At 70.9% G+C, this 15,394-nt stretch carries 15 protein-coding genes; 12 read left to right on the top strand and 3 right to left on the bottom strand.

All coding sequences use genetic code 11. From position 1 onward, the window contains the following. The first annotated feature begins 123 nt into the window (after positions 1-123). Genes QWY80_RS11895 through QWY80_RS11870 form a run of 6 tightly spaced genes read left to right on the top strand, consistent with a single transcriptional unit; the run spans position 124 to position 5,098 of the window. On the top strand, positions 124-918 hold the full coding sequence (locus tag QWY80_RS11895) for a DUF3450 domain-containing protein (protein WP_290231728.1): 795 nt from the start codon (positions 124-126) through the stop codon (positions 916-918). Then, the gene (locus tag QWY80_RS11890; RefSeq protein ID WP_290231726.1) at positions 915-2,303 is read left to right on the top strand and encodes a MotA/TolQ/ExbB proton channel family protein; all 1,389 of its coding nucleotides are present in this window, start codon (positions 915-917) and stop codon (positions 2,301-2,303) included. Before QWY80_RS11895 ends, QWY80_RS11890 begins: the two co-directional genes overlap by 4 nt. Beyond that, positions 2,284-2,820: a MotA/TolQ/ExbB proton channel family protein gene (locus QWY80_RS11885; RefSeq protein WP_290231723.1), complete on the top strand. Its 537-nt coding sequence runs from the start codon at positions 2,284-2,286 to the stop codon at positions 2,818-2,820. The genes QWY80_RS11890 and QWY80_RS11885 overlap by 20 nt, the downstream gene beginning before the upstream one ends. Then, positions 2,813-3,223: an ExbD/TolR family protein gene (locus tag QWY80_RS11880; protein ID WP_290231721.1), complete on the top strand. Its 411-nt coding sequence runs from the start codon at positions 2,813-2,815 to the stop codon at positions 3,221-3,223. The genes QWY80_RS11885 and QWY80_RS11880 overlap by 8 nt, the downstream gene beginning before the upstream one ends. After that, positions 3,220-3,993 (top strand): energy transducer TonB, encoded by a 774-nt coding sequence (locus tag QWY80_RS11875; protein WP_290231720.1) that lies wholly within the window; start codon positions 3,220-3,222, stop codon positions 3,991-3,993. The genes QWY80_RS11880 and QWY80_RS11875 overlap by 4 nt, the downstream gene beginning before the upstream one ends. Before the next feature lie 19 nt (positions 3,994-4,012). After that, the gene (locus QWY80_RS11870) at positions 4,013-5,098 is read left to right on the top strand and encodes a tetratricopeptide repeat protein (RefSeq protein ID WP_290231719.1); all 1,086 of its coding nucleotides are present in this window, start codon (positions 4,013-4,015) and stop codon (positions 5,096-5,098) included. Positions 5,099-5,132: 34 nt separating this feature from the next. Here the strand turns inward: QWY80_RS11870 and xthA are convergent, their stop codons facing one another. Further along, complete coding sequence (gene xthA / locus QWY80_RS11865) at positions 5,133-5,960, bottom strand: exodeoxyribonuclease III (RefSeq protein ID WP_290231718.1); 828 nt, start codon at positions 5,958-5,960, stop codon at positions 5,133-5,135. After that, positions 5,960-6,214, bottom strand: a complete 255-nt coding sequence (locus QWY80_RS11860) for a hypothetical protein (protein ID WP_290231717.1) — start codon at positions 6,212-6,214, stop codon at positions 5,960-5,962. Before QWY80_RS11860 ends, xthA begins: the two co-directional genes overlap by 1 nt. A gap of 225 nt (positions 6,215-6,439) precedes the next feature. Here QWY80_RS11860 and rhlB point away from each other — a divergent pair, with 225 nt between their 5' ends. Together rhlB and dinG are read left to right on the top strand one after the other, a co-directional pair. After that, positions 6,440-7,714 carry an ATP-dependent RNA helicase RhlB gene (gene rhlB, locus QWY80_RS11855; RefSeq protein ID WP_290231716.1) on the top strand — a complete coding sequence of 425 codons (1,275 nt, stop codon included), beginning with the start codon at positions 6,440-6,442 and terminating at the stop codon, positions 7,712-7,714. A gap of 5 nt (positions 7,715-7,719) precedes the next feature. Further along, positions 7,720-9,864: an ATP-dependent DNA helicase DinG gene (gene dinG, locus QWY80_RS11850; protein WP_290231715.1), complete on the top strand. Its 2,145-nt coding sequence runs from the start codon at positions 7,720-7,722 to the stop codon at positions 9,862-9,864. Between the two features lie 58 nt (positions 9,865-9,922). Here the strand turns inward: dinG and QWY80_RS11845 are convergent, their stop codons facing one another. Continuing rightward, positions 9,923-11,002, bottom strand: coding sequence for a 3-deoxy-7-phosphoheptulonate synthase (locus QWY80_RS11845; protein WP_290231712.1), 1,080 nt, complete (start codon positions 11,000-11,002; stop codon positions 9,923-9,925). A gap of 326 nt (positions 11,003-11,328) precedes the next feature. Between QWY80_RS11845 and rpoE the strand changes: the two genes are divergently transcribed. From rpoE to QWY80_RS11825, 4 genes are all read left to right on the top strand, one after another. Beyond that, positions 11,329-11,934, top strand: a complete 606-nt coding sequence (gene rpoE / locus QWY80_RS11840; RefSeq protein WP_290231710.1) for an RNA polymerase sigma factor RpoE — start codon at positions 11,329-11,331, stop codon at positions 11,932-11,934. A gap of 189 nt (positions 11,935-12,123) precedes the next feature. Next, the gene (locus QWY80_RS11835; RefSeq protein ID WP_290231707.1) at positions 12,124-12,837 is read left to right on the top strand and encodes a sigma-E factor negative regulatory protein; all 714 of its coding nucleotides are present in this window, start codon (positions 12,124-12,126) and stop codon (positions 12,835-12,837) included. A gap of 14 nt (positions 12,838-12,851) precedes the next feature. Next, complete coding sequence (locus QWY80_RS11830; RefSeq protein WP_290231704.1) at positions 12,852-13,841, top strand: MucB/RseB C-terminal domain-containing protein; 990 nt, start codon at positions 12,852-12,854, stop codon at positions 13,839-13,841. 78 nt (positions 13,842-13,919) lie between these two features. Further along, positions 13,920-15,350 (top strand): DegQ family serine endoprotease, encoded by a 1,431-nt coding sequence (locus tag QWY80_RS11825; protein WP_290231702.1) that lies wholly within the window; start codon positions 13,920-13,922, stop codon positions 15,348-15,350. Positions 15,351-15,394: the final 44 nt, after the last annotated feature.

The following is a 15,394-nucleotide window of genomic DNA, read 5'->3' as shown; positions in this document are numbered from 1 at the left end:
CGACGAGGGCCCATCCGGTAACGGGTGGGCCCTCGGCATGAGGGCGGCTTTCTGCCATTGATAATTGTTATCACTTTTGCGATGATCCTGACGCTATTCGACACGGATCCCAGGGAGCCCGACGTGGAGAGGACCCGACACATCCTGATCGGGGTGGCGGCCGGCCTGGTGCTGGCGGCGTCCCCCCTATCGGCCGACGAGGTGTTGCAGGAGGCCAGCGAGGCCCAACGCGCCCAGGCCGAGCTGCAGGCGCGCATCGATGCCGCCGACGACGAGAGCCGCGAGATGCTCACCGAACTGCGCCGACTCGAGGGCGAGACGCGCCGCCTGGAGGCGCGCGCCGAGGCCGAGGAGCCGCGCCTGGAGCGCCGGGTCGAGCGACTGGACGAGCGCGAGGCGGCCCTGGATACCCTGGCCGAGACCCGCGAGGTGCTGCCGGAGATCGAGCAGGCCCTGGTAGCGCGCCTGCGGGCCTGGATCGAGCAGGACCTGCCGTTCCTCGAGGAGGAGCGCCTGGCGCGTGTCGAGGGCCTCGAGAGCGGCATGGCCGATCCCGACGCCTCCGCCGCGGATCGCCTGGACCGCATCCTCGCCGCCTGGCGCGCCGAGCTCGACTACGGCCGCGAGCTGGATGCCTGGCGCGGCACCCTGGGCGAGGGCGACGACCGCCGCGAGGTGGACTTCCTGCGCCTGGGGCGCGCGGGCCTCTACTACCTGACCCCCGACGGGCGCGAGGGCGGCGTCTGGCGTGCCGACGCCGAGCGCTGGCAGGCACTCGACGAGGCCGGCCGCGTCGAACTGCGCCACGGCCTGCGCATCGCCCGCGAGCAGCGGGCGCCGGAGCTGCTGACCCTGCCGATTTCCCACTCCCTGGAAAGGGCGGCTACCCCCACCGACGACGCGGAGGCGAGCCTATGAATCCGCAGCGGATGCGCGCCGGGCGTCGCGCCCTGCTCGGCCTGCTTCTGGGCGGCCTGCTGGTCGGTGCACTGCCGGCCCAGGCCCAGGACGAGCCCCTGGAGACCCTGCGCGCCGAGCGCGAGGCGGCCGAAGCCCGCGATGCGGCGCGGCTGGCCGAGCTCGTCGAGGATCGCGATGCCCTGCAGGCGGCCCTCGACGAGGCCCGCGAGGCCCATGGCGAGGCCGAGGCGCGCGCCTCGGCGCTGGACGAGCGTCAGGCCGAGCTGCAGGCGCGCCGTGACGAGCTCGACGCCCGGCAGGCCGAGCAGGGCGACGACCTGGCGGCGGTGCTGGACACCCTGGCGCGTCACAGCGGCGAGTTGCGCGACGACCTGGCCGAGAGCTGGATCACGGTGGGCGGCGCCGAACTGCCGCCGCGCCTCGACGAGGCCGAGGTGCTCCGGCCCGAGCACCTGGAGACCCTGGGCGATGCGCTGATGGCGCTGACCGCCGAGACCGGCCGGGTCGTCGCCTTCGACGCCCCCGTGGCCGGCAGTGACGGCGAGGTCGCCTCCCGCGAGGTGGTGCGCCTGGGCGACCTGGCCGCCTTCAGCGAGGGCGCGCTGCTGGAGCGGGGCGCCGAGGAGGGCGTGCTCTCCACGGCGGCGCGCACGCCGGGGGAGGTGAGCGAGCTGCTCGCCGACTTCCAGGCCGGGGAGGGGGAGCGGCTGGCGCTGGATCCCACCCGAGGGCAGGTCATCGAGGCCCTGGCCCAGCGCCCCAGCCTGGTGGAGCGCTTCCGGCAAGGGGGCGCCGTGGGCTATGTGGTGGTGGGCCTGGGCGCCGTCGGCCTGCTGGTGGCGCTGCTGCAGTACGCCTACCTGCTCAAGGTGAGCGTGGCGATGCGTCGCCAGCTGCGCGACCTGAGTCGGTTGCGCGAGGACAACCCCCTGGGCCGGGTGCTGCGGCGCTTCCGGGCGCTAGCCGACGATCCGGTGCCCGAGGCCCTGGAGGCGCGCCTCGACGAGGCGGTGCTGGCCGAATTGCCGCGACTCGAGCGCGGCCAGCCGCTGGTCAAGCTGCTCGCCGCCGTGGCCCCGCTGCTGGGCCTGCTGGGCACCGTCACCGGCATGATCGTCACCTTCCAGGCGATCACGGTGTTTGGCACCGGCGATCCCCAGTTGATGGCGGGCGGCATCAGCCAGGCCCTGGTCACGACCGTCCTGGGCCTGATCACCGCGGTGCCCCTGCTGTTCGCCCATACCGCCCTGGCCGGGCGCAGCCGCCACTTGGCCGGCGTGGTGGAAGGGCAGGCCAGCGCGGCCCTGGCCGAGCAGCTCGAGCATCGCCAGGCGACCCCGCGCGACACCGGGAGCGAGCGCCGTGCTACCTCTCTGGCTTGAGCCCCTGGCGCGGCTGGTCGATGCCGGCGGCGTCATCCTGGTGGGCATCGCCGGCGTGGCGGCGCTGCTGTTCGGCCTGGCCCTGGAGCGGGTGCTGTTCTTCCGCATCACCTATCGCCGCGCGCGCCGCGCCCTGATCGAGCGCTGGGCGGCGCGCCCCGATCACCTGAGCTGGAGCGCCCTGACGCTGCGCGAGGCCTGGACCCGCGCGTTGATCGCCCGGCTGCGGCGTCCGCTGCCCTGGCTGAAGTTGCTGGTGGGGCTCTGCCCGCTGCTCGGCCTGTTGGGCACCGTCACCGGCATGATCGCCGTGTTCGACAGCCTGGCGCTGAGCGATACCGGCCAGGCGCGGGCCATGGCCGACGGCGTGGCGCGGGCCACCCTGCCGACCCTGGCGGGCATGGCGGTGGCGGTGGTGGGCCTGCTGTTCACCAGCCGACTGGAACAGATCATTCGTCGCGAGGACCAGCGGCTGCATGACCGCCTGGCCCGCGCCGTGGAGGAGTCCCATGCGTAGACGCCGCAGCCTGGCCGCCGAGGGAGGCGATGCCGGCGAGGTCAACCTGACCCCGATGCTGGACGTGGTCTTCATCATGCTGATCTTCTTCATCGTCACCACCAGCTTCATCAAGGAGAGTGGCGTGGAGATCGAGCGGCCCGAGTCCAGCGCCGCCAGCCCCCAGCCGGATGCCCAACTGATGGTGGCGATCACCCCGGAGGGCGCCGTCTGGGTGGACGGCCAGCCGGTGGACGCCCACCGCGTCGGCGACGAGGTCGCCGCCCTGATCAGCGGCGACGGCGGGGTGGTGATCCAGGCGGATCGCGAGGCCACCACCGGCCTGCTGATCGAGGTCATGGACCGCATCCGCGAGGCCGGCGTCGAGCAGGTCGCGGTGGCCGCGACCCGGGCCGCGCCATGACCCGGATTCCCGTCTCGGCCCTGGCCGGCGTGGCCATGGCGCTGGCGCTGTTCTGGCTGCTGGCACTGCTGGTCTCGCCGCCCGAGCCGGAGATCGAGGTGCTGGAGATGAGCATGCCGCTGACCAGCGTCGAGGCGCCCGAGGCCGAGCCGGAAGCGGCCGAACCGCCCGCCGAGGCCGCCCCGCCGGTCCCCCCCGAGCCGGTAGCGCCGCCGCCCCTGCCCGAGCCGGCTCCCCTGGCCGAGAGCCCGGTGGCGCTACCCGAGCCCGAGCTGCCACCGGAGGCGGCCGAGCCGCTGGAGCTCGATGCCACCCTGCCGGAGCTCAGCGAGGTGCAGCCCGAGCCACAGCCGCAACCCGAGCCGCAACCGCAACCGGAGCCGCAACCGGAGCCGCAACCCGCGCCCGATCCTTCGCCGTCTTCCGAGCCGCAGCCGTCCGAGTCGTCCAGCGAGGCATCCAGCGCCGAGCCGGCCGCCGAGGAGCCCGCCGACGGCGAACCGGTGGATGTCGGGCAGATCGCGCCGACCAGCCGGGTACCGCCCGAGTACCCGGCCCGGGCGCAGCGCCGCGGGCTGGAGGGGCACGTGGAGCTGGAGTTCGTGATCCGCGCCGACGGCCGCGTCGATCCCGCGAGCATCCGCGTGACCTCGGCCCAGCCGCGCAACGTCTTCGATGATGCCGCCCGGCAGGCGGTGTCGCGCTGGCGTTTCGAGCCTGCACAGGGGCTGCGTCGGGCTCGGCAGCGCCTGGAATTCCAGCTGAGATAGCCTGCAACGGGGAATTTCCATGTCGCCTCTTCGCCTCCTGTCACTGGTCGCCGCCGGCTGGCTCGTCGCCATGCCGCCGGCCTGGTCCGCGCCCCCGCTGCCGGGGTCCTTTATCGCCGATCTGGAGAGCCTGCAGGAGCGGCTCGAGGCGGGCGAGACCGGGGCGGTGAGTGAGCGGGCGTTGGCCCAGGCCGAGCGCCTGGCCGGCGGCAATGCCGCCGACCGCTGGGCCCGGGCCCTCTACCTGCAACTGGCCGCGGGCGCCGCGGTACGCGCCGACGACCCGGCGGCGGCCGCCGAACATCTTCGCGCGGCCCGCGAGACGCCCGGCGTCGAGTCGGTGCAGCGCGACCGCTGGCAGGCCGAGGAGGCGCGGCTGCGCCTGGCCGCGGGACAGGTCGAGCGCGGCAGCGAGCTGTTGGCCGACTGGCTGGGGCACCACGAGGGGGAGCCGCAGGATCGCTGGCGCCTGGCCCGGGCGCTGGCCGAGCGGGAGCAGTGGCAGGATGCCGCCGACTGGGTGGAGCGTGCCCTGGCCGTCACCCCCGAGCCGAGCGAGGCCCGACGCGGCCTGGCCACCGCGGTGCTGCGCCGCGCCGGCCGGGACGACGCGGCCCTGGGGTTGCTGACCGAAGGCCTGGCGGCGAGCCGTGATCCCGGGCGCTGGCGGCAGGCCGCGGCCCTGGCCCAGCGGCTGGGCGACGCCGGTCAGGCCGCGGCGATCTGGGAAGCCGGCTGGCGGCGCGGGGTGCTCGAGGGCGGCGACGACCTGCGTCGCCTGATCGACCTGCACCTGGCCGGCGGCACTCCGGCGCGCGGTGCCGAATACCTCGAGGCGGCGCTGGACGCCGGGCAGCTGGAGGACAGCGAGGCGCACCGTCGCCTGCTGGCCCAGGCCTGGGAGGCGGCACGCGACCGCGACCGCGCCCTGGGCGCCTGGGAGGCGCTGGCCGAGCGCAGCGGAGAGGGGGGCGATTGGCTGCGGCTGGGTCAGTTGGCCCACACCTGGGGACGCCGGGACCTGGCCGAGCGCGCCCTGACCCGGGCCCGGGAACTGGGCGAGGATGACGCCGAGCGCTGGCTAGAGGCCATGGCCTCGACCTAGGCCGTCGGCCTCGGTGCCCGCCGGGGTCGCCTGCCTATAGCGCCAGCTCCGTCCATACCGGCGCGTGGTCGGAGGGCTTCTGCATGCTGCGCAGGTCGTAGTCGATCCCGGCATCCGTGACCTTCTCGGCCAGCGGCGCGGTGACCAGGATATAATCGATGCGCAGGCCGCGCCTGGGGTCGCGCTCGAAGCCGCGGGAGCGGTAGTCGAACCAGCTGAAGCGGTCGTCCGTCTCCGGGTAGCGGACCCGGTAGCTGTCGGTGAGCCCCCATGCCTTGATGCCGTCGAGCCACTCGCGCTCCACCGGCTGGAAGCTCGTCTTGCCCTCGCGCAGCCAGCGCCGGCGGTTGGCCTCGCCGATGCCGATGTCGATGTCCTGGGGCGAGATATTGAAGTCGCCCATCACCGCCAGGCGTTCGTCGGTGCGATGGGTGCCCTCCAGCAGGCGCTTCAACTGGGCATAGAAGTCGCGCTTGTGGGGGAACTTCACCGGGTGCTCGACGTTCTCGCCCTGGGGGAAGTAGCCGTTCCACACCGTCAGCGGCGCGCCGTCCGCCAGGCGCAGGCGCACCCCGATCATCCGCCGCTGGGCCTCTTCGCCATCGTCCGGAAAGCCGTAGTGCACCGCCTCGGGCTCGCCGCACCGGGTGGCATCGACCATCACGGCGACCCCGTAGTGCCCCTTCTGGCCGTGGTAGTAGACGCGATAGCCCAGTGCCGCCACCGCCTCGGCGGGGAAGTCGGCGTCCTGCACCTTGGTCTCCTGCAGGCCGATCAGCGCCGGGCGATGGGCCGTGACCAGCGCCTCCAACTGGTGGAGGCGGGCGCGAATGCCGTTGATGTTGAACGAGACGAGTCGCATCAGTCGTCCTTGCCTCCCTGGCCGGGATCCTGCCCTTCGCGCTCGGGGTGGATGGCGATGGACGGGCCGGCCTCCTGGCGGGCCAGCTTGCGGGCCGCCTGCAGCTTGCGCTGCTGGTGCTTCTTGCGGGTATAGCGGGTCGACGAGGTCACCTGGTCGGGATTCTCGTGACGCCACTTCTTGTAGTCCTTGCGCCGGCCGGTGCGGATCTGCACCTTGTCGGCCAGCGAACGGGTCTTCTTGCGACGGGTCATGGAGTAACTCCTCTGGTCTGGTGCGCATTCTACCAGTCCCGATCTGCGGTGCCGACAAACCCTCTACGCGCCTCCCCGAAGGCCTGTCGCCGGATCGGCCCCGAGCATTGCCTGCGACGATGGCTCGTACCCCTTGTACTAGGGGCGCCCTTCGTCGCATTGGCTGTTACAATAGTCGTTTGTATTACACGACCTCCTTATCGACACGGACTAGACAGCAAGCCTATGAGCGAGTCGGAACAGACCACGGCCCCGGCCGAGAACCGCAAGCCCAAGCGTCGTCGCCGCAAGCCGCGCCGTCGCCAGTCGAACTGGGACCTGCGCCAGTTCCAGGTGCCCCCGGTGGCGGGCAAGTGGCGCTTTCACGACTTCGACCTGCCCCTGCCGCTGATGCGTGCCATCCATGCCCAGGGCTTCGAGTACTGCACGCCGATCCAGGCGGAGGCACTGCGCCATACCCTGCTGGGCGGCGACGTAGTCGGCAAGGCCCAGACCGGCACCGGCAAGACCGCGGCCTTCCTGATCTCCATCCTCGCCTACTTCCTCGAGGAGCCGACCCCGGACGGCCAGAAGGAGGGCGCCCCCCGCGCACTGATCGTGGCTCCGACCCGCGAGCTGGCGTTGCAGATCGAGAAGGATGCCAAGGCGCTGGCGCGCTTCACCCACCTCAAGGTGGCCAGCGTGGTGGGCGGCATGGACTACCAGAAGCAGCGCGAGGGCCTGGCGGGCAAGCTCGACATCCTGGTGGCCACCCCCGGGCGGCTGCTCGACTTCCACCAGAAGCGTGACGTCGACCTCACCCAGGTCGAGGTGCTGGTGCTGGACGAGGCCGACCGCATGCTCTCCATGGGCTTCATCCCCGACGTCAAGCGCATCATCCGCCACACCCCGAAGAAGGAGGAGCGCCAGACCTTCCTCTTCTCGGCCACCTTCACCGAGGACATTCTCAACCTGGCCGGCCAGTGGACTCATGAGCCGGCCCACGTGGAGATCGCCGTCACCGTCGACAACCGGGCGGACATCGACCAGCGCGTCTACCTGGTCGGCGACGACGACAAGCAGCGCCTGCTGGTGCGCCTTCTGGAGCAGGAGAGCTTCGATCGGGTGATGGTGTTCGGCAACCGTCGCGATCTGGTCCGCCGGCTCGACGAGCTGCTGCGCAAGGCCGGCGTCAACGTGGCCATGCTCTCCGGTGACGTGCCCCAGAACCAGCGCATCAAGACCCTCGAGCAGTTCCGCGAGGGCGAGGTGCGGGTGCTGGTGGCCACCGACGTGGCCGGCCGCGGCATCCATATCGAGGATGTCAGCCATGTGATCAACTATACCCTGCCGGAAGACCCGGAGGACTACGTGCACCGCATCGGACGCACCGGCCGGGCCGGCGCCAAGGGGGTGTCGATCAGCTTCGTGGGCGAGGAGGACGCCTTCTCCCTGCCCGAGATCGAACGTTTCATCGGCGACAAGCTGCCCTGCGAGCATCCGCCGGAAGGGCTGCTCTGACTGCCATGCTCGACGAGGCCCTGAAGGGCGAGATCCAGGCCGCCTATCGCCGCGTGCTCGAGGGCCTCGAGCTCACCCCCCGCTACGGCCAGCGGTTGATGATCGCCGAGGTCGCCCGCACCCTGGCGGGGATCGAGGCCGATGACGCCGGCCGGCGCACCTCCGACGAGCACGTCTGCGTGCTCGAGGCGGGCACCGGCACCGGCAAGACGCTGGCCTACCTGCTCGCCGCCCTGCCGGTGGCCAAGGCCCGCGGCAAGCGGCTGGTGGTGGCCACTGCCACGGTGGCGCTGCAGGAGCAGGTGCTCCACCAGGACCTGCCGGCGCTCAAGGCCCACAGCGGCCTGGACTTCGACTACGCCCTGGCCAAGGGGCGTGGACGTTACGTCTGCGTGGCGCGCCTCGATCAGGCCCTGGACGGGGGCGAGGAGAATCCCACCCTGTCGCTGTTCGAGCAGGCACTGGACAGTGGCGGCGACGATTTCCAGGCGCTGGTCAAGGCGATGGGCGAGGCTTACGGCAACGGCCGCTGGGCCGGTGACCGCGACAGCTGGCCCGAGGCCATCGTCGATGCCCACTGGCGCCGCCTCACCGTGGATCATCGCCAGTGCACCAACCGTCGCTGCGGTCACTTCGGCGCCTGTGCCTTCTTCCGCGCGCGGCGCGACCTCGATACCGCCGACGTCATCGTCGCCAACCACGACCTGGTGCTGGCCGACCTGGCCCTGGGCGGGGGCGTGGTGCTCCCCGACCCTGGCGACTGCATCCATGTCTTCGACGAGGGGCACCACCTGCCCGACAAGGCGCTCAACCACTTCACCCATCGCTTCGCCGTGGGCGCCGCCCTGCGCTGGCTGCGCAACCTCAGGAAGTCGCTGACCGAGCTGAACCAGGCGCTGGCGGTGCAGCCCACCCTGGCGCGGCTGCTGGCCGGGCTGCCCCAGGCCATTGACGCCGCCGAGCCGAGGCTCGGCGAGGTCTTCGCCCTGGGCCATCAGCTGGCCGGCCGCCCCCAGGGCCTGGCCGACGGCGAGGAGGGTCACCAGCAGCGTTTCGAGATGGGGCGTGCGCCGGAGGAGTTGTGCGAGCAGGCCGAGGCGCTGGTGGTGCTCTTCGCCGAGCTGTCGCGCACCCTCGAGAGCCTGTCCGATATCCTGCGCGAGAGCCTCGATCCCGAGAAGCACACCGGCCTGCCCCGCGAGCAGGCCGAGGCCTGGCTGCCGCTGCTGGCATTGCTGCATGGTCGGGCCCTGGAGGCCCACGCCCTGTGGCAGGCCTTCGCCGAGGTCGACCCCGAGGGCGAGCCGCCCCGGGCGCGCTGGCTGACGCTGGAGCGTTTCGGCGGCGAGGCGGAGCTGACCTTCTCGGCGAGCCCCGTCTCGGCGGCCCATACCCTGGCGAAGACCCTGTGGGGGTCCACCTTCGGGGCCGTGGTCACCTCGGCGACCCTCACCGCCCTGGGGCGCTTCGAGCGGCTGCAGGAACGGGCCGGGCTCGCCAACCGCTATCGCTACCAGCAACTGCCCAGCCCCTTCGACTACTCCCGGGCGGTGCTCAGCGTGCCGCGGGAGGCGGTCGACCCCGCCGACCGTGAGGGCCACGAGCGGGCCATCGTCGACTTCGTGACGGCGCTGCCCGACGACGAGGCGGTACTGATGCTGTTCTCCTCGCGAGCCCAGCTGCGTGCCGTGGAGAAGGCGCTGCCCGGGGCGCTGGCCGGCCGGGTGCTGGCCCAGGACCGGCTGCCCAAGCGCGAGCTGATCGCGCGGCATCGCGAGCGAGTCGATGCGGGGCAGGGCAGTATCATCTTCGGCCTGGCCAGCTTCGCCGAGGGCATCGACCTGCCCGGCGACTACCTGACCCATGTGGTGATCACCCGGCTGCCCTTCGCGGTGCCCGACGACCCGGTCGGCGCGACGCTCGCCGAGTGGATCGAGAGCCAGGGCGGCAACCCCTTCATGCGCATCAGCGTGCCCGACGCTTCCATCAAGCTGGTGCAGGCCTGCGGCCGGCTGATCCGCAAGGAGGCCGACAGCGGCCGCATCAGCCTGCTGGATCGCCGCGTGCTGACCCGCCGCTACGGCCGGGCATTGCTCGACGCCCTGCCGCCCTTCGTGCGAGAGATCGACGGGGTCCGCCAGGACGCCTGAGGTGTGCAAAACAGCAGGGCCCGCCGCTCGGCGGGCCCTGCTGCGCGGGAGAGAGGGGTCAGGCCGCCTGGATGCGCCTGGCCAGCACCGCGGCGAGCTTGGCGTTCATCTCCTTCAGCGCCCGGTCGGTGGTGTCCCAGTCGATGCAGGCGTCGGTGATGGAGACGCCGTACTCCAGCTGGCTGATGTCCTCCGGCATCTTCTGGTTGCCCCAGCCGATGTTGGACTCGATCATCAGGCCGATGATGGAGCGGTTGCCCTCGAGGAGCTGGTTGGTGACGTTCTCCAGCACCAGCGGCTGCAGGGCCGGGTCCTTGTTGGAGTTGGCGTGGGAGCAGTCGATCATGATGTTGGGCTTGATGCCGGCCTTCTTCAGTTCCTGCTCGGCGAGTGCCACACTGACGCTGTCGTAGTTGGGCTTGCCGTTGCCGCCGCGCAGCACCACATGGCCGTAGGCGTTGCCGCGGGTGCGGATGATCGCCACCTGGCCGGCCTGGTCGATGCCCAGGAAGTTGTGCGGATGCGAGACCGACTGCAGGGCGTTGACCGCCACGTCGAGGCTGCCGTCGGTGCCGTTCTTGAAGCCCACCGGGGAGGAGAGCCCCGAGGACATCTCGCGGTGGGTCTGGGATTCGGTGGTGCGGGCGCCGATGGCCGACCAACTGATGCAGTCCTGCAGGTACTGCGGGGAGATCGGGTCCAGCGCCTCGGTGGCCAGCGGCAGGCCCAGTTCGGCGAGTTCCACCAGCAGCTTGCGGGCGATGTGCAGGCCTTCCTCGATCTCGAAGGAGCCATTGAGATGCGGGTCGTTGATCAGTCCCTTCCAGCCCACGGTGGTACGCGGCTTCTCGAAGTAGACGCGCATCACGATGTAGAGGCTATCCTTCACCTCATCGGCCAGTCGGCGCAGGCGTCGCGCATAGTCCAGGGCCGCATCCACGTCATGGATGGAGCAGGGGCCCACCACCACCAGCAGGCGCGGGTCGCGGCCGTCGAGGATGCGCTGGATGGTCTCGCGACCCTCGATGACGGTGCGCTCGGCCGTCTCGGTCAGGGGGATCTCCTGCTTGAGGGCCTCGGGGGTGATGAGGACGTCCTGGGCGAGGACGTTGAGGTTGTTGACCTGCTGCTCTGACATTCGGCTACCTGTGGTGTGGTGACTGCGCTGACTAAGAAAGGGAAAGTCCCCCTACTATCGCCCGCCAGGGTGCCAAAAATCAATCGTGTGGAACCCTTCACGCCTCGCCCTGTCCCAGCGCGGGCGCCGCGATGGCGGCACCCGGCTTGATGGATGGACGAGAAACGGGAACACTTGTGCGACTTTCGGCTACGGCCACCAGATTCTCAGCTGCCCCAGGGCTCCAGGTTGACGCTATGCTTGCATGCCATGTCCGGTTTTTTTCATCGCCACTCCCGCAGTGCCATCCGTTGCCGCGTCGCGGTCATCGGACCGGGAGGGCGTGAATGAGCGCCAGGGAGACCGACCAGCAGCTCGTCGAGCGCGCCCAGCAGGGCGATACCCGCGCCTTCGATCTGCTGGTGAAGAAGTACCAGCACAAGATCATCGGGCTGATCGGCCGCTATGTGCACGACCATGCCGAGGTGCAGGACGTGGCCCAGGAGGCCTTCATCAAGGCCTACCGCGCCCTGGGCAAGTTCCGCTCCGAGAGCGCCTTCTATACCTGGATGTATCGTATCGCCATCAACACCGCCAAGAACCACCTGGTCTCCAGGGGGCGGCGCCCGCCGGGCAGCGACCTGGATATCGTCGACGCTGAGATCGTCGATCACAGCGGTCGCCTCTCCGACACCGAAACCCCCGAGGCGGCCATGGCCCGCGATCAGCTGGAAGCCGCGGTGTTCGAGGCGATCGATAACCTGCCCGACGACCTGCGCACCGCGATCACGCTGCGCGAACTGGAAGGGCTCTCCTACGAGGACATCGCCAACATCATGGACTGCCCGGTCGGCACGGTGCGTTCGCGGATCTTCCGCGCCCGGGAAGCGGTCGACCAGCACATCCAGCCGCTGGTGACCACCGCCCGCAATCGCGAAACGCTCGAGGAGTGACCCCGGTGGGGAAAATTACCGATTTCTTGACGATTCGCTGAACTGTCAGGCGCCTTTGGCGTCACAAGCAGTGTTCGATCCGCCCATGGCGTTTCGTGATGTCGGCATTCCCGGCCTGCGCCGCGAATGCCGATATCGGACTGGCAACGGATGCAAGGCGCCGGCCTTGCCACTCTGAGGGGTTGAAGAATGAGTCAGAACGCACGGGAATCGCTCTCTGTCCTGATGGACGACGAGGGGGATGAACTCGAGTTGCGTCGTGTGCTGAAATCGCTGGGTGACGAAGCCGATGCCGCCGAGGCGTGGCGACGCTACCACCTGATGCGTAGCCTGATGCGGCGCGAGCCTGGGGTCGATGTCTCCACCGACCTGTCTGCCGGGATTCTCGACCGCCTGCAGGATGAGCCGGTCCCCGGCCAGCCGCCGGCCGCCGAGCCGCGATTCGCCACCCGGCGCTCGCTGCCCATGGCGCGCAGTGCCGGCATCGCGGCCGCGGTGTCACTGATGGTGATCACCGGGGTACAGTTCTACAACGGCGGCTTGCCCGGCAGTGGCGAGGGTAGCCTGGCCGCCGGCGATGGCAGCTCTCGACCCGCGCCGGCGAGTCTGGCCGGTAGCGGGGAGGGCGGCAACGATGCCTCGCGCCCCTCGCTGGTGGATCTCCCGCTCTTCCAGCTGCCCCAGGCCAGCGGTTCCGGGCTGATGACCGTGGGCGGCGGTGCCGAGTCGAACCCGATGTTCATGGCCCCCGGTCAGCGCCAATCGCTGATGGCCGACGAGGAACAGGCCCGCCTGCTGCAGTCCTACCTCGACCGTCACGCCGAGGGAGCCGCCTACCGCAGCGGTGACGCCTGGATGCCCCTGCTGCGCGCCACCGGCGCCGACAGCCTCGGTCAACGCTGAGCCGGGGGGTGTCGATGCCCGCGTCTCGCCAGCGTGTCGCCGGTGTCCTCTTTCTCGCCCTGGGGCTGGTTTCGGTCGCTACCGTTGCCCAGGCCCAGTCGCTCGACGAGGCGGTCGTCGACGGCCGCTTCGACTGTCGTGCCCTCGAGGATCTTCCCGCTCCCGATACCCCGCTCGCCTGGTTCGAGCGCAGTCTCTGGGCGGGCCACTGCTATCGGTATGATGCCCATGCGGTGCGCATCGGCTACGACGGCGTACGCACCCTGGTGCTGAGCCACGATGTGCACGACGGCGTCGAGCGGGGCCTGGCGCGCTTCCTGGACGGGCCGCCCATCTCCTTCGAGCGGCGCGGGCGGATCGGGCGCCTGGGCTGGTCGGACGGCGGCGAGGCGCCATTGTCGCCGGCCGGCATCGCGGCCCACGTCGGTGACCACTACCGCCTGCGCCTCGGCGACGAGGAGCGCATCGCCAATCGCCGGGTGCGCCGCCTGGACATCGCCCCCCTCGACAACCTGCGCTTCGGCCATCGCCTGTGGCTGGATGTGGCCACCGGCCTGACCCTCAAGCAGACGCTCCTCGACGAGACGGGCCGGGCCCTGGAAACCTTCCAGCTCACCGCCCTGGATCGCCCGCGGCTCCACCCGGGGGAGGTGATCATCGACGAGGCTCGCGAGGCGCCCCGGGAGCCCTGGCAGCTGGGCTGGCTGCCCGGGGGCTTCATCGCCCAGCCCGTGGACACCCAGAGCGCTCGGCATGGCGACGCCGTGGCCCATCGCCTCTACAGCGACGGCCTCTCCACGCTCAGCCTGTTCGTCGCCCCGATCGAGGCGGCCGACCTGTTGGCTCCCGGCCTGCACCGGCTGGGGGTGTCCAATGCCGCCGTGCGGCATCGCGACCTGGGCGGCGAGCCGCGCCAGGTGGTGGTGATGGGGGAGCTGCCGCCGCGCGTCCTGCTTCGCGTCGCCGATAACCTCCGCTGGCGGGGCGATCAGGCCGATGAGTGACTTGTCTCCATCCCGTGGCGACACCATGTGATCGCCTGTCGTACACCGCTTTGACTGGATCCATCGCAGGAGTCTCCCATGAAGCGAATGCTACGTCCCTTCTCCCTATGGATGCTGCTGGCCGCCGCCCTGCTGGCCTGGCAGACGGCCGCGGCCCGCGAATTGCCCGACTTCACCGAACTGGTGGAGGAGGCCGCTCCCGGAGTGGTCAACATCTCCACCAGCCGGGTGGTGGAGAGCCGCGGCAACCCCTTCCAGGGCTTCAGCGAAGAGGATATCCCCGAGATCTTCCGCCACTTCTTCGGCGATCGTTTCCCCATGCCGCCTGGCCGGTCCCCGTCGCCGGGCGGTTCCCAGGAGCGCCAGTCGCTGGGCTCCGGCTTCATCATCAGCGATGACGGCTACATCATGACCAACGCCCACGTGGTGGACGGCGCCGACGAGATCCTGGTGCGACTCAACGACCGCCGCGAGCTCGAGGCCGAGCTGGTGGGCAGCGACCAGCGCACCGACGTGGCGGTGCTCAAGGTCGAGGCGAGCGACCTGCCGACCCTGCGCCTCGGCGACTCCGATCGCCTCCAGGTGGGCGAGTGGGTAGCCGCCATCGGTTCGCCGTTCGGCTTCGACCACTCGGTCACCGCCGGCATCGTCAGCGCCATCGACCGCACCCTGCCGCGCGATGCCTACGTGCCCTTCATCCAGACCGACGTGGCCATCAACCCCGGCAACTCCGGCGGGCCACTGTTCAACCTGGACGGCGAGGTGGTCGGCATCAACTCCCAGATCTTCACCCGCAGCGGCGGCTTCATGGGGCTGTCCTTCGCCATTCCCATCAACGTCGCCATGGACGTGGCCGACCAGCTCCGCGAGGATGGCCAGGTGCACCGTGGCTGGCTGGGGGTGATGATCCAGCCGGTGTCCCGCGACCTGGCGGAGTCCTTCGGCATGGACGAGCCCCGTGGCGCCCTGATCGCCGACCTCGACCCGGAGGGGCCGGCCGCCGAGGGTGGCCTGCAGGCCGGTGACGTCATCCTCGAGGTGGACGGTTCCCGGGTCCACGACTCCAGCACCCTGCCGCGGCTGATCGGGCGCACCGCCCCGGGCACCGAGGTGGAACTCGAGCTGATGCGCGACGGCGAGCGCCGCCAGCTGGCGGTGACCCTGGGCGACTGGCCCGACGCCGAGAACGGTGGTCCGACCGGCCGCCAGCAGGATGACGGCCAGCAGGCGCGCCTGGGTCTCGCCGTGAGCGAGCTCGAACCCGCCGAGCGCGAGCGGCTCGGCATCGACGGCGGCGTGCGGGTCCGCGAGGTCGCCCCCGGCGGCGCCGCCGCGGCCGCCGGCATCCGCCCCGGCGACGTGCTGGTCAGCATCGATCACCAGGAGGTGTCCAGCCCCTCCCAACTGATGTCGCTGGCCGGCGACCTGCCCACCGACCGCGCCGTGCCGGTGCGCCTCTACCGCGACGGGCGCTCGCTGTTCGTGGCCATGCGCCTGGCCAGCGACTGAGCCTTCCCCAGGCCCCGCGACCACGACCCGACGGCCCCCGGTCG

This window comes from Halomonas ramblicola (genome assembly GCF_030409215.1).
Classification (GTDB): domain Bacteria; phylum Pseudomonadota; class Gammaproteobacteria; order Pseudomonadales; family Halomonadaceae; genus Halomonas; species Halomonas ramblicola.
This window is presented reverse-complemented; position numbering and strand designations above follow the sequence as displayed.